7 protein-coding genes, 2 tRNA genes and 3 rRNA genes are annotated in these 14186 nt (G+C 54.3%); 2 read left to right on the top strand and 10 right to left on the bottom strand.

Features of this window, described 5'->3' with window-relative positions; translation table 11 throughout:
* Nucleotides 1–229: 229 nt before the first annotated feature.
* The 5 genes from rrf to ACH3PB_RS13935 form a co-directional block, all read right to left on the bottom strand.
* Nucleotides 230–345 (bottom strand): 5S ribosomal RNA (rrf, locus tag ACH3PB_RS13915).
* Between the two features lie 271 nt (nucleotides 346–616).
* Nucleotides 617–3486, bottom strand: a 23S ribosomal RNA gene (locus ACH3PB_RS13920).
* A gap of 307 nt (nucleotides 3487–3793) precedes the next feature.
* A tRNA-Ala gene (locus tag ACH3PB_RS13925) sits at nucleotides 3794–3869 on the bottom strand.
* Nucleotides 3870–4019: 150 nt separating this feature from the next.
* Nucleotides 4020–4096 (bottom strand) — tRNA-Ile (locus ACH3PB_RS13930).
* 100 nt (nucleotides 4097–4196) lie between these two features.
* A 16S ribosomal RNA gene (locus tag ACH3PB_RS13935) occupies nucleotides 4197–5731 on the bottom strand.
* The 16S, 23S and 5S rRNA genes sit together here with 2 tRNA genes alongside, the layout of an rRNA operon.
* A gap of 311 nt (nucleotides 5732–6042) precedes the next feature.
* On the opposite strand from ACH3PB_RS13935, the gene ACH3PB_RS13940 reads away from it, so the two are divergent.
* Nucleotides 6043–6210, top strand: coding sequence for a hypothetical protein (locus ACH3PB_RS13940; protein WP_416395829.1), 168 nt, complete (start codon nucleotides 6043–6045; stop codon nucleotides 6208–6210).
* Between the two features lie 42 nt (nucleotides 6211–6252).
* Here the strand turns inward: ACH3PB_RS13940 and pssA are convergent, their stop codons facing one another.
* The 4 genes from pssA to ACH3PB_RS13960 all read right to left on the bottom strand — a co-directional run bounded on the left by pssA (nucleotide 6253) and on the right by ACH3PB_RS13960 (nucleotide 10395).
* Complete coding sequence (gene pssA / locus ACH3PB_RS13945; protein WP_416395830.1) at nucleotides 6253–7041, bottom strand: CDP-diacylglycerol--serine O-phosphatidyltransferase; 789 nt, start codon at nucleotides 7039–7041, stop codon at nucleotides 6253–6255.
* Between the two features lie 82 nt (nucleotides 7042–7123).
* A complete protein-coding gene (ilvC, locus tag ACH3PB_RS13950) occupies nucleotides 7124–8140 on the bottom strand; it encodes a ketol-acid reductoisomerase (protein ID WP_416395832.1) in 1017 nt (338 codons plus the stop codon).
* A 43-nt stretch (nucleotides 8141–8183) separates the two neighbouring features.
* Nucleotides 8184–8675: an acetolactate synthase small subunit gene (gene ilvN / locus ACH3PB_RS13955; protein ID WP_344807908.1), complete on the bottom strand. Its 492-nt coding sequence runs from the start codon at nucleotides 8673–8675 to the stop codon at nucleotides 8184–8186.
* A gap of 4 nt (nucleotides 8676–8679) precedes the next feature.
* Nucleotides 8680–10395 carry an acetolactate synthase 3 large subunit gene (locus ACH3PB_RS13960; RefSeq protein ID WP_416399461.1) on the bottom strand — a complete coding sequence of 572 codons (1716 nt, stop codon included), beginning with the start codon at nucleotides 10393–10395 and terminating at the stop codon, nucleotides 8680–8682.
* Between the two features lie 618 nt (nucleotides 10396–11013).
* Between ACH3PB_RS13960 and ACH3PB_RS13965 the strand changes: the two genes are divergently transcribed.
* Nucleotides 11014–11478, top strand: coding sequence for a DUF4124 domain-containing protein (locus tag ACH3PB_RS13965; protein WP_416395835.1), 465 nt, complete (start codon nucleotides 11014–11016; stop codon nucleotides 11476–11478).
* A gap of 49 nt (nucleotides 11479–11527) precedes the next feature.
* Here ACH3PB_RS13965 and clpB read toward each other — a convergent pair whose 3' ends face one another.
* Entirely contained in the window at nucleotides 11528–14122 is a 2595-nt protein-coding gene (gene clpB / locus ACH3PB_RS13970) for an ATP-dependent chaperone ClpB (RefSeq protein ID WP_416395836.1), read from the bottom strand.
* Nucleotides 14123–14186: the final 64 nt, after the last annotated feature.

A 14186-nucleotide genomic window follows, 5' to 3' on the forward strand; every position in this document is an offset into this window, starting at 1 on the left:
TACACATCCCACTACCCGTAAGTTTTGAGGGCGTAGCTTACCGGCGTAGATGGTTTTCGAATGCTCGACTGCGGAACTGCAAGTGTGATCTCTGCCAAATATCCACGGACTGAAGATCAATATCAGCGTCAAACCGCCCTAACGCCAAACTGCCGAAAGGAATGCTGAAGCTTATTAAAGCGCATAAAAAAAGCCCCGCTGCGTTCGCAGCGGGGCTTTCGGTGTAGATGCCTGACAACGACCTACTCTCGCATGGGCAAGTGCCACACTACCATCGGCGCTGGACGGTTTCACTACTGAGTTCGGAATGGATTCAGGTGGTTCACGTCCGCCATGATCATCAGGCAAAACTGGTTGCCTCCGTAGAGGCTGTTGTCGGAATGACCGGTACAGAATCGCCGTGCATACATCCATGTAGGCTCCCTCTGCCATCCATGGCAGAGGACGTTCTGTACCAGTCTTTCCGACAACACCCTGGCTGCGATGATCGACGCAACCAGAGCGGTGTTTGGTGTCTTCAACAATTAGACAAGCTGTGTAGTTGTACCAGGTGCTTGCGCAGTCGCAATACCTGTTTGTGTCAGAGAAAATCTGACCGCCTTTGCTTTGGCGTTATATAGTCAAGCCATTCGGGCAATTAGTATTGGTTAGCTCAATGCCTCACAGCACTTACACACCCAACCTATCAACCTCATAGTCTCTAAGGGCCCTTATGAATCTCAAGGATTCGGGAAATCTCATCTTGAAGGGGGCTTCCCGCTTAGATGCTTTCAGCGGTTATCCCGTCCGAACGTAGCTACCGGGCAATGCCATTGGCATGACAACCCGAACACCAGCGGTTCGTCCACTCCGGTCCTCTCGTACTAGGAGCAGCTCTTCTCAAATTTCCAACGTCCACGGCAGATAGGGACCGAACTGTCTCACGACGTTCTAAACCCAGCTCGCGTACCACTTTAAATGGCGAACAGCCATACCCTTGGGACCGGCTTCAGCCCCAGGATGTGATGAGCCGACATCGAGGTGCCAAACACCGCCGTCGATGTGAACTCTTGGGCGGTATCAGCCTGTTATCCCCGGAGTACCTTTTATCCGTTGAGCGATGGCCCTTCCATTCAGAACCACCGGATCACTATGACCTACTTTCGTACCTGCTCGACCTGTCCGTCTCGCAGTTAAGCGCGTTTATGCCATTACACTAACCGTACGATGTCCGACCGTACTTAACGCACCTTCGTGCTCCTCCGTTACTCTTTAGGAGGAGACCGCCCCAGTCAAACTACCCACCACACAGTGTCCTCGGTACCGTTATACCGGAGTTAGAACCTCAAACATGCCAGGGTGGTATTTCAAGGATGGCTCCACGATGACTGGCGTCACCGCTTCAAAGCCTCCCACCTATCCTACACAAGCAGGCTCAAAGTTCACTGTGAAGCTATAGTAAAGGTTCACGGGGTCTTTCCGTCTAGCCGCGGATACACAGCATCTTCACTGCGATTTCAATTTCACTGAGTCTTGGGTGGAGACAGCGCCCCCATCGTTACGCCATTCGTGCAGGTCGGAACTTACCCGACAAGGAATTTCGCTACCTTAGGACCGTTATAGTTACGGCCGCCGTTTACTGGGGCTTCGATCAAGAGCTTCGCTTACGCTAACCCCATCAATTAACCTTCCAGCACCGGGCAGGCGTCACACCCTATACGTCCACTTTCGTGTTGGCAGAGTGCTGTGTTTTTAATAAACAGTCGCAGGGGCCTGGTATCTTCGACTGGTCTCAGCTTACGGAGCAAGTCCTTCACCAAAACCAGCGTGCCTTCTCCCGAAGTTACGGCACCATTTTGCCTAGTTCCTTCACCCAAGTTGTCTCATACGCCTCGGTATTCTCTACCTGACCACCTGTGTCGGTTTGGGGTACGGTTCAATTTAACCTGAAGCTTAGTGGCTTTTCCTGGAAGCCTGGCATCAACCACTTCGCCCAAAAAAGGGCTCGTATTCAGTCCTCAGCCTTAAGGAGATCCGGATTTACCTGAACCTCCAGCCTACAACCTTAAACGCACATCCAACAGTGCGCTGGCCTAGCCTTCTCCGTCACCACATCGCAGTTAAATTAAGTACAAGAATATTAACTCGTTTCTCATCGACTACGGTTTTCACCCTCGCCTTAGAGGCCGACTCACCCTGCGCCGAAAAGCGTTGCGCAGGAACCCTTGGTCTTCCGGCGGGGAAGTTTTTCACTCCCCTTTTCGTTACTCATGTCAGCATTCGCACTTCTGATACCTCCAGCATGCTTCTCAACACACCTTCATCGGCTTACAGAACGCTCCCCTACCACGTATCCTAAGATACATCCGCAGCTTCGGTGACCAGTTTAGCCCCGTTACATCTTCCGCGCAGGCCGACTCGACTAGTGAGCTATTACGCTTTCTTTAAAGGATGGCTGCTTCTAAGCCAACCTCCTAGCTGTCTGAGCCTTCCCACATCGTTTCCCACTTAACTGGTACTTGGGGACCTTAGCTGGCGGTCTGGGTTGTTTCCCTTTTCACGACGGACGTTAGCACCCGCCGTGTGTCTCCTGGATAGTACTCACCGGTATTCGGAGTTTGCATGGGGTTGGTAAGTCGGGATGACCCCCTAGCCCAAACAGTGCTCTACCCCCGGTGGTATTCGTCCAAGGCGCTACCTAAATAGCTTTCGGGGAGAACCAGCTATCTCCGAGTTTGATTGGCCTTTCACCCCCAGCCACAGGTCATCCGAATCTTTTTCAACAGATTACGGTTCGGTCCTCCAGTTGATGTTACTCAACCTTCAACCTGCCCATGGCTAGATCACTCGGTTTCGGGTCTACGTCCAGCAACTAATTCGCCCTATTCAGACTCGGTTTCCCTACGCCTCCCCTATTCGGTTAAGCTCGCTACCAAACGTAAGTCGCTGACCCATTATACAAAAGGTACGCCGTCACAGAACAAGTCTGCTCCGACTGCTTGTACGCACAGGGTTTCAGGGTCTATTTCACTCCCCTCTCCGGGGTTCTTTTCGCCTTTCCCTCACGGTACTGGTTCACTATCGGTCAACTGGGAGTATTTAGCCTTGGAGGATGGTCCCCCCGTCTTCAGTCAGAATTCCACGTGCTCCGACCTACTTAATGCGTGTCAAAAGTGTTTTCGAATACGGGACTATCACCCTCTCTGGTCGACCTTCCCAGGTCGTTCTTCTAACACAAATAACATCGGCTGGTCCCCGTTCGCTCGCCGCTACTTGGGGAATCTCTATTGATGTCTTTTCCTCTGGGTACTTAGATGTTTCAGTTCTCCAGGTTCGCCTCACCTCCCGTACGGGAAATGATACTGCTCAAAAGCAGTGGGTTGCCCCATTCGGAAATGTCCGGATCATAGCTTGTTTGCCAGCTCCCCGAACCTTATCGCAGGCTCATACGTCCTTCATCGCCTCCAGTTGCCAAGGCATCCGCCCTGTGCGCTTATTCACTTGACTATATAACCCAAAACAAACGCATCCTTTACAGAACACCTTGCTACAGGTCATTCGTCATTGCTGATTCTCTGCTGACACAAACACGATGTATTGTATTGCTACAATCTATCGCCGGTATTGCGTCTGAGTACAACTACAGTAAAACTCCGCGTGAATCTCATCTGACCAAAGTCAGAATTATCCACTCGTTGTTTACTTCAGCTTGTCCAAATTGTTAAAGAGCATCAACCCGTGGGTTGACCAAAGAAGCCATCAGCTGCTTTGGTCAAACCAGTGGTTGTCGTAGTGTTCAAGAGTATTGCAGTAATGGTGGAGCTATGCGGGATCGAACCGCAGACCTCTTGGATGCAAACCAAGCGCTCTCCCAGCTGAGCTATAGCCCCTAACTTGTCTTGGCTTCCGAAGAAACACAAAAGCAAACAGGTAGGTAACTGACTGAGGAACGTTGGGCCAGAATTTTACAAATCGAGGCGGCGTGCTGCGATGCATAGCCTGCTATGTGAGCAGCGCGCCAACGAAGAGTTGCGGAATTCTGGTGGGTCTGGGTGGACTCGAACCACCGACCTCACCCTTATCAGGGGTGCGCTCTAACCACCTGAGCTACAGACCCAGAACTGTCCAGGCCTTTCACTCGTCAGACCATCTCTTGAAGTACGACTATATCAAGCAATTTGTTGTGGGTACTTAACCGGCACTGACTGACGTGCGTTTAAGGAGGTGATCCAGCCGCAGGTTCCCCTACGGCTACCTTGTTACGACTTCACCCCAGTCATGAACCACACCGTGGTAAGCGTCCCCCCGAAGGTTAGACTACCTACTTCTGGTGCAATCCACTCCCATGGTGTGACGGGCGGTGTGTACAAGGCCCGGGAACGTATTCACCGCGACATTCTGATTCGCGATTACTAGCGATTCCGACTTCATGGAGTCGAGTTGCAGACTCCAATCCGGACTACGAGACGCTTTGTGAGATTCGCTCCACCTCGCGGCTTTGCATCCCTCTGTACGCCCCATTGTAGCACGTGTGTAGCCCTGGCCGTAAGGGCCATGATGACTTGACGTCGTCCCCACCTTCCTCCGGTTTGTCACCGGCAGTCTCCCTAAAGTTCCCACCATTACGTGCTGGCAAATAAGGACAAGGGTTGCGCTCGTTACGGGACTTAACCCAACATTTCACAACACGAGCTGACGACAGCCATGCAGCACCTGTCTCTGCGCTCCCGAAGGCACCCCTCCATCTCTAGAGGGTTCGCAGGATGTCAAGGCCAGGTAAGGTTCTTCGCGTTGCTTCGAATTAAACCACATGCTCCACCGCTTGTGCGGGCCCCCGTCAATTCATTTGAGTTTTAACCTTGCGGCCGTACTCCCCAGGCGGATCACTTATCGCGTTAGCTGCGCCACTTGAAGATTAAATCTTCCAACGGCTAGTGATCATCGTTTACAGCGTGGACTACCAGGGTATCTAATCCTGTTTGATCCCCACGCTTTCGCACCTCAGCGTCAGTTTTTGGCCAGAGAGCCGCCTTCGCCACTGGTATTCCTCCCAATCTCTACGCATTTCACCGCTACACTGGGAATTCTACTCTCCTCTCCAAAACTCTAGCCATACAGTTCGAAATGCAGTCCCCAGGTTAAGCCCGGGAATTTCACATCTCGCTTGTATAACCGCCTACGCGCGCTTTACGCCCAGTAATTCCGATTAACGCTCGCACCCTCCGTATTACCGCGGCTGCTGGCACGGAGTTTGCCGGTGCTTCTTCTGTGGCTAACGTCAATGTAAGCCGCTATTAACGACTTACCCTTCCTCACCACTGAAAGTACTTTACAACCCGAAGGCCTTCTTCATACACGCGGCATGGCTGGATCAGGGTTGCCCCCATTGTCCAATATTCCCCACTGCTGCCTCCCGTAGGAGTCTGGACCGTGTCTCAGTTCCAGTGTGACTGATCATCCTCTCAGACCAGTTACGGATCGTCGCCTTGGTGAGCCTTTACCCCACCAACTAGCTAATCCGACATAGGCTCATCTGATAGCGGATGGTCCGAAGATCCCATCCTTTCCCCCGTAGGGCGTATGCGGTATTAATCCGGGTTTCCCCGGGCTATCCCCCACTACCAGGCAGATTCCTATGCATTACTCACCCGTCCGCCGCTCGTCAGCACCCGAAGGCCTGCTACCGCTCGACTTGCATGTGTTAAGCCTGCCGCCAGCGTTCAATCTGAGCCATGATCAAACTCTTCAGTTTAAATCATCAAAACTAAATAACTTCATCAATGGCAAGTTTAAAACTACTGAATTGCTTCAGTGTTTACCTTGACCATTCTTATCAGAACAGTACCGGTAAGCACCCACACAAATTGCTTGATATCTATGTTAAAGAGCGGTCTTCTTGGCGTCCGGTGTTTCGTGTTCGCCTTGAAGAGGAGCGCAATTCTACGCTTCTGGGCGTCCAAGTCAACAGTGTAATCGAAAAATTTTTAACTTATTTTTCGAGGCTTGTCTTGGGCGCATTTCACTAACTTTGACCGGCCAATATTATAGCGCAGTATCGGCGACGTGGCGACAGTTTCTATAGTTGGCTTTGGTTGGGCGTCTTTCGAGCGTGCTGGTGCTGGTGCTGGTGCTGGTGCTGGTGCTGGTGCTGGTGCTGGTGCTGGTGCTGGTGCTGGTGCTGGTGCTGGTGAGTGTAAGACCTACCTCCAGGAGCCGCACCAGCAGAAGTAGCTGCTGGTGCGACGGAAGTAGGCCATCTTCGTTAGTTTTACTCTACGACTTCCCAATCCTGCGCTTCAGCGAAATAACTGGCCCAGACAGTGTGTATAGCAGGAAAGTGAGGAATAAGATCTGCGCGGGGGCGACAGCTATGAGCGCGAAAAGCCCAACGATGATGAGCACGTTTACAAATGGCACTCGCCCTTTCAAGTCGAGGTCCTTGAAGCTGTAGTACAGCACGTTACTCACCATCAGAGCACCAGCAGCGGCGACAACAATTGCCGCAACCCCAGTTAGCGTTGGCGACACCTCACTGCGGTGGAAGACCCATACCATGCCTGCCACGATTGCGGCGGCTGATGGACTGGGCAAACCCACGAAGTAACGCTTGTCGGTGGAGCCAATCTGAGTATTGAATCGCGCAAGGCGAAGCGCTGCGCCCGCGACGTAGATGAAGGCGGCAATCCACCCCAGTTTTCCAAGGTCGGAAAGCACCCAGGAGAACGCAACCAGTGCAGGTGCGACACCGAAGGCCACCATATCAGACAGACTGTCGTATTCGGCGCCGAAGGCGCTTTGAGTATTCGTCATCCTGGCAACACGGCCGTCGAGGCCATCCAGCACCATGGACACAAAGATAGCGATTGCTGCATTCTCGAAGTGGCCGTTCATACCGGCAACGATGGCGTAGAAGCCTGAGAATAGCGAAGCAGTCGTTAGGAGGTTTGGTAACAGATACACGCCACGGCGGCGAGATTTTACTTCGGAAACTTCGTCAGGATCACTTTCATTCTTCACCGAAGGATCTATCGGCTGATCTTCTGGCGTTCCTTTGGCAGACATAGGCTTATTCGTCCCTAATCGAGGCTTGAACCACTGCCCACCCGCTCAAGGCGAGGGGTGGGCTACAGGACACAGCCTAGTGTTAGTTCTTGCTCTTATCAACGATCTTGTTGGACGCGATCCATGGCATCATGCCACGCAGCTTCTCGCCAACTTTCTCGATTGGATGCTCGGCGTTCAGACGACGACGTGCAGTCATCGAAGGATAGTTTGCTGCACCTTCCTGAATGAACATCTTCGCATACTCACCTTCCTGAATGCGCTTGAGGGCATTCTTCATGGCGGCACGAGACTGGTCATTGATGATTTCGGTGCCCGTGACGTACTCGCCGTACTCGGCGTTGTTGGAGATCGAGTAGTTCATGTTGGCGATACCGCCTTCGTACATGAGGTCGACGATCAGCTTGAGCTCGTGGAGACACTCGAAGTAGGCCATCTCAGGGGCATATCCCGCTTCGGTCAGTGTTTCGAAGCCGGCCTTGACCAGTTCGACGGCACCGCCACACAGAACGGCCTGCTCACCGAACAGGTCGGTTTCGGTCTCGTCCTTGAACGTGGTTTCGATAATACCGGTGCGGCCACCGCCGACGCCTGAGGCGTAGGAGAGTGCGACGTTCTTGGCGTTGCCTGAGGCGTCCTGGAAGATCGCGATCAGATCAGGAATACCGCCGCCTTTAACGAACTCTGAACGCACTGTGTGACCAGGTGCTTTCGGCGCGATCATGATGACGTCGAGATCTTTGCGTGGCACGACCTGGTTGTAGTGGATCGCGAAACCGTGTGCGAAGGCCAGTGTGCCGCCCTGCTTCAGGTTCGGTTCGATTTCGTCACGGTACAGCTGCGACTGGAACTCGTCCGGGGTGAGGATCATGATGATGTCAGACGCGCTGACAGCTTCAGCGACTTCACTGACGCGAAGGCCGGCATCTTCAGCCTTCTTCCACGAAGACGAGCTCTTGCGCAGGCCAACCACGACATCGACACCCGAGTCCTTGAGATTGTTAGCGTGGGCATGGCCTTGCGAGCCGTAGCCGATGATGGCGACTTTCTTGCCCTGGATGATCGAGAGATCGCAATCCTTATCGTAGTAAACCTGCATGTCTTACTCCTCTGTACTGATTGTCAAAAGTGGTTTTTCGCCGCTAGAGCGACAGTGTCTTTTCACCGCGTGCGACACCTGAGACGCCTGAGCGGACGACTTCGATGACGGATGCCGCGCCGATGGCCTGGATAAAGGCGTCGAGCTTGTCGCTGTCGCCGACGAGCTGCACGGTATAGACCGTACTGGTCACGTCGACGATCTGACCGCGGAAGATGTCGGTCACGCGCTTGATTTCGGCTCTGTGCGAGCCGGTCGCCTTCATCTTGATGAGCATCAGCTCACGCTCGATGTGAGCGCCTTCCGTCAGGTCGACGATCTTGACCACTTCAATCAGCTTGTTGAGCTGCTTGGTGATCTGCTCGATGACCTTGTCCGACCCTGCGGTGGTAACTGTAAGACGCGACAGTGTCGGGTCTTCGGTCGCAGCTACGGTCAGGGTTTCGATGTTGTAGTTGCGCTGTGAGAACAGACCGACGACTCGCGAGAGCGCGCCGGGTTCGTTTTCGAGCAGCATTGCCAATATTCTGCGCATCCGGCTACACCCTCTCCGTCTTGCTGAGCCACATATCTTTCATAGCGCCACGTGCAATCTGCATTGGATAGACGTGCTCTTCGGGATCGACATAAATGTCGACGAATACGAGCTTGTCTTTCATCGCAAAGGCCTGTTCGAGACCGGCTTCAAGCTCGCTGGCTTTGCGAATCGTAATACCTTCATGGCCGTAGGCTCGCGCCAGCGCCATGAAATCCGGCAGAGACTCCATGTAGGAGTGGGAGTGCCGAGCCTCGTAGTTCATGTCCTGCCACTGCTTGACCATGCCGAGACGCTGATTATTGATATTGATGATCTTGACGGGCAGATCGAACTGCTTACAGGTCGAGAGCTCTTGAATATTCATCTGGATGCTGCCCTCGCCGGTAACGCAGGCTACTTCGGCATCGGGATAGTGCAGTTTGATACCCATTGCTGCAGGGAGACCAAAGCCCATGGTGCCGAGACCACCACTGTTGATCCAGCGGTTTGGTTTGTCGAAGCCATAATACTGGGCGGCGAACATCTGGTGCTGACCCACGTCAGACGTGATATAGGCATCACCTTTAGTGACCTTGTGCAACATCTGTATGGCGTACTGTGGCTTGATAATTTCGCCAACCTGCTCAACGAAACGACCGCCATGATGCTTACGCCAGGTATCGATCTGCTTCCACCAGGCTGCCAGTGCGTCCTTGTCCTTGTGTGGACCGACTTCCTTGAGTGCCTCGAGCATGTCAGGGATAACGGAGGACAGCGGGCCGACAATCGGCACATCGACCTGAACTGTCTTTGAAATCGATGCTGGGTCGATGTCGACGTGGACGATCCTGGCGCCGGGACAGAACTTTTCTGTGCCGTTGGTCACGCGATCATCGAAGCGGACACCTAGCGCAAGGACGAGATCGCTGTTATGCATGGTCATGTTGGCTTCATAGCTGCCGTGCATACCAAGCATGCCGAGCGCCTGACGGTCACTGGCGGGATAACAGCCGAGCCCCATGAGCGTCTGCACGATTGGGACGTTCAACTCACGCACCAGTCGGACCAGCAGTTCGCTCGACTTGCCCAGGATAACGCCACCGCCGGCGTAGACAACGGGACGGCGGGCGCTTTGTAGCATCTCCATGGCCTTACGAATTTGCCCGGCATGACCTTTGGTCGGCGGCGAGTAAGATCGCAGCTTGATTCGCTTCGGATATTCGTAGGCGAACTTTTCATTCGGCGTCGTCATATCCTTGGGAATATCGACTACCACAGGACCAGGACGGCCCGTCTGAGCCAGATGGAAGGCCTTCTTCAGGACCATCGGGATTTCTTCGGGACTACGCACACTCAGGTTATGCTTAACGATGGGGCGCGAAACACCCATCATGTCAGTTTCCTGGAACGCGTCCTCACCGATCAGGTGAGAGGCTACCTGGCCGCAGAGCACGACCATTGGAATCGAATCCATATAGGCAGTGGCGATACCGGTGATGGTATTCGTTGCGCCAGGGCCGGAGGTCACGAGCACGCAACCCGCCTTGCCAGATGCCCGCGCATAGCCGTCGGCCATGTGCGTGGCCGCCTGTTCGTGCCGCACCAGGATATGCTTGACCTTATCCTGCCTGAAGATCGCATCGTAGATGTGCAGGGCAGCTCCACCTGGGTAGCCGTAGATATATTCGATACCTTCGTCCTGCAGGAAGCGGACGATCATATCGGCGCCAGACAACATTTCTGCCATCTTGGTTTCCTCTAATGAAAGTGTGTCTCAGTGGCCGAAGCCATTCGTTTCACTGTCAGCGGCAATTGCTGGTGGGCTTTACAAGCGTCAGAATTGTTACTGTCTGCCAAATCAGGCACAGGTCAGCCTAACATCGCTGCCTGAAGCACTCAGCCGACACCGTGAGTGAATCGACTGTTGCCACACGCAGGACTCCCGACAAACCTTGAATCTGTCGAGTTCCCTACGCGACTGCCAGTTCGGCATTTTGCGGAAGACCATAAGTTCAGATAGCTTTGATCTTGAGATGTGTGGTCGGCAGCACGCGTTTAGAGGCAGATTGTGTCCGCCGGAAACCGACTACCGAGCAATGTGTAATTCTGCCAGCTGAATTTCCACAGTCAAGTCTGACGTGGTGTTAATTGGCCCACAATTCCGTAATTAAGCGTTAAAGCGGTCGCAATTACCCTTCTTCAGCGCATGGCGGCGGGTCAAACACTGACCTATGCTGAGTTGATATCAACATCGTTACGGTCGTTGTCACGACACCACATCTTGCAGGAGGATTCCGGAATGAGGCCATTTTCGAGCCAGACTCTCGGACAAAAGTTTCGGATGATAGGCATTTTGATGAGTGCCGCGGCTCTTTGCAGCGCCCCGTCAGCGATGGCTGGCAGCGTGTACAAGTGGACCGACGAGAATGGCGTCACCCACTACTCGGACAAGAAGCCTTCCAAGGATGCTGAAAAGATGAAGGTGGGCACGACTGCAAGTAAGCCTGCCAATCAGGAGAGCCAGTCAGGAGAGGGTGACGGTGCCTACACGGTGAAGCCCGAACTGCAGTCGCAAATTGATGCGCTGGAGAAGAAACAGCAGATCGATGAGGTGCAGTCAAAGATAGATGCCGAAACCACAGAGGCCATGAACAAGAAGCAGGCTCGCTGTGAGGCTCTGCGGGGTAACATGAAGACGATTCAGGAGAACGCTCGAATCCAGGTCGAGGAAGAAGGCGAGCGGCGCTATCTGACTGCAGAAGAGATCGTGGAAAAGCGTGCGAAGATCGCCACTGATCTTCAGGAAAACTGCAGCGAATAGCGTTCAGGCGACAGACCGGCGCATCGCACCGGTCTGTCCAGTGCCTTCGTTAAGTAGCAGTTCCAAACTTCAGCGCGTCCCCTGCCTTGTCTACGGTTATCACATCACCTCTCTGGAAGCGCCCCTCCAGCAGACCCTGAGCTAGCGCGTTCTCCAGGCGTTGCTGAATCGCCCGCTTGAGAGGTCTTGCGCCGTACACCGGATCGAAGCCGGCTTCAGCCAGGAACTCCAACGCCTCATCACTGACCTTAAGGCTGATATCCTGCTCAGCCAAACGCCGATTGAGGTTTTCAAGCTGGATCGCCGCGATGCCGGAGATCTGCTTCGAGGTCAGCTTGTGGAAGACCACCACTTCATCGATCCTGTTGACGAACTCTGGCCTGAAGTGTCGACTAACCACTTCCAGTACCGCTTCCTTGGTGGCGGCGTAGTCTTTTTCCGCTTCGATACCTGAACCCCCCATAGCCTGGATGATGTCGGACCCCAGGTTGGATGTCATCACGATAACCGTGTTGCGGAAGTCCACTGTTCTGCCCTGCCCGTCGGTCAGACGGCCATCTTCCAGCACCTGAAGCAGAATATTGAAGACATCCGGGTGAGCCTTCTCGACTTCGTCGAGGAGCAGCACCGAATACGGCCGACGGCGCACGGCCTCTGTGAGATAGCCGCCCTGCTCGTAGCCGACGTAGCCAGGAGGGGCACCGATCAAACGCGCGACCGAGTGCTTCTCCATGAACTCCGACATGTCTATCCTGACCATCGCGTCGTCGCTGTCGAAGAGGAACTCGGCAAGTGACTTGCACAGCTCTGTCTTGCCTACGCCGGTTGGGCCAAGGAAGAGAAAGGAGCCGTTTGGTCTGTTTGGATCGCTCAGCCCAGCTCGCGAGCGGCGCACTGCGTTGGCGACAGCTTCCACGGCCTCGTTCTGGCCGATCACCCTGTCGTGCAAAGCTTCCTCGATGCGAAGCAGTTTATCGCGCTCGCCTTCAAGCATTTTGCTGACAGGAATGCCGGTCCACTTCGACACAACCTCGGCAACTTCTTCTTCTGACACACGATTGCGGAGCAGCTTGAGCTCTGTAAGATCAGCTTCGGAGGCGGCTGTCAGCTGCTTCTCAAGCTGTGGGATCCGGCCGTATTGCAGCTCTGACATCAGCGCCAGGTCGCCGCTACGGCGGGCCTGATCGAGATCGACCCGGGCCTGCTCGAGCTGGCTTTTGATGTGCTGGGCGCCTTGAACTGAAGCTTTTTCAGCATTCCAAACCTCCTCGAGGTCGGCGAACTCCCGTTCCATACCACTGATCTGCTCTTCAAGCTCACGTAGCGAACGCCGCGAAGATTCCTCACTTTCTTTCTTCAGCGCCTCCCGCTGCATTTTCAGCTGAATCAACTTGCGCTCGAGCCGGTCCAGGGGCTCTGGCTTGGAGTCGATTTCCATACGGATCTGGCTTGCCGCTTCGTCGATGAGGTCAATCGCCTTGTCTGGTAGCTGCCGGTCGGTAATATACCGATGTGACAATTTGGCCGCGGCCAGGATGGCACTGTCGGTCACATCAACGCCGTGGTGGACCTCATAACGCTCCTTGAGACCGCGAAGGATGCCTATGGTGTCCTCGACACTGGGTTCATTGACCAATACCTTCTGGAATCGTCGTTCAAGCGCTGCGTCCTTTTCGATGAATTCGCGGTATTCATTCAGCGTTGTGGCACCTACGCAGTGAAGCTCTCCGCGGGCAAGTGCTGGCTTGAGCATGTTGCCTGCGTCCATGGCACCTTCACCTTTGCCGGCGCCCACCATGGTGTGAAGCTCGTCAATGAAGAGAATGACCTGACCTTCCAGCTTGGAGAGCTCGTTGAGCACGGCTTTAAGGCGCTCTTCGAATTCACCGCGGAATTTCGCTCCGGCAATAAGCGAGCCCATGTCCAGCGATAGAACGCGCTTGTCCTTGAGACCTTCTGGTACTTCACCGTTGACTATGCGCTGGGCGAGACCCTCAACGATAGCCGTCTTGCCCACGCCGGGTTCGCCGATGAGCACCGGGTTGTTCTTGCGACGGCGCTGAAGCACTTGGATAGTGCGGCGGATTTCGTCATCACGCCCGATGACGGGGTCAAGTTTGCCGGCCCGGGCACTGGCAGTGAGATCAATAGTGTACTTGTCGAGCGCCTGACGGCTTTCTTCGGCATTTGCGTCCTGCACGGATTCGCCACCCCGGATCGTATCGATAGCTTTTTCGAGCCCCTGTTTTGTAGCTCCGTTTCTCTCGAGGATTTCCTTGAGTTTACCGCTGTTCTGGATGGCGGCGAGCAGCAGCAATTCACTGGAAATGAATTGGTCGCCTTTCTGCTGCGAGAGCTTGTCGGTCTGGTTCAGCAGCCGGCCAAGATCGTTGGAGGCGTGGACGTCGCCGTCGCTGGACTGAACCTGCGGCAGATCGTCGAGCGCCTGGTCGATATCGCGCTTGAGGCCGACGACATTGACGCCGGCTTGCTGCAGAATTGGACGAGTACTGCCACCCTGCTGATTCAGCAGAACGCTGAGCAGGTGGACGGGTTCAATAAAGTTGTGGTCGCGACCAAGCGCGAGAGATTGCGCCTCCGCCAGGGCGGCCTGAAGACGACTGGTGAACTTGTCGAAACGCATAGAGTGCCCTTTGAAACTGTTGTTTACCGATCATTCGGTTCTGCAACAGTTATGGGGATCGTCG

The sequence above is a fragment of the Allohahella sp. A8 genome, assembly GCF_047946665.1.
In the GTDB taxonomy this organism is placed as follows: Bacteria; Pseudomonadota; Gammaproteobacteria; order Pseudomonadales; family Oleiphilaceae; genus Allohahella.

Excerpts from the sequence above, each read along its gene's own strand:
- pssA (WP_416395830.1), bottom strand. The coding sequence starts at position 7,041 with ATGTCTGCCAAAGGAACGCCAGAAGATCAGCCGATAGATCCTTCGGTG.
- ACH3PB_RS13960 (WP_416399461.1), bottom strand. The coding sequence starts at position 10,395 with ATGTTGTCTGGCGCCGATATGATCGTCCGCTTCCTGCAGGACGAAGGT.
- clpB (WP_416395836.1), bottom strand. The coding sequence starts at position 14,122 with ATGCGTTTCGACAAGTTCACCAGTCGTCTTCAGGCCGCCCTGGCGGAG.
- ilvC (WP_416395832.1), bottom strand. The coding sequence starts at position 8,140 with ATGCAGGTTTACTACGATAAGGATTGCGATCTCTCGATCATCCAGGGC.
- ACH3PB_RS13965 (WP_416395835.1), top strand. The coding sequence starts at position 11,014 with ATGAGTGCCGCGGCTCTTTGCAGCGCCCCGTCAGCGATGGCTGGCAGC.
- ilvN (WP_344807908.1), bottom strand. The coding sequence starts at position 8,675 with ATGCGCAGAATATTGGCAATGCTGCTCGAAAACGAACCCGGCGCGCTC.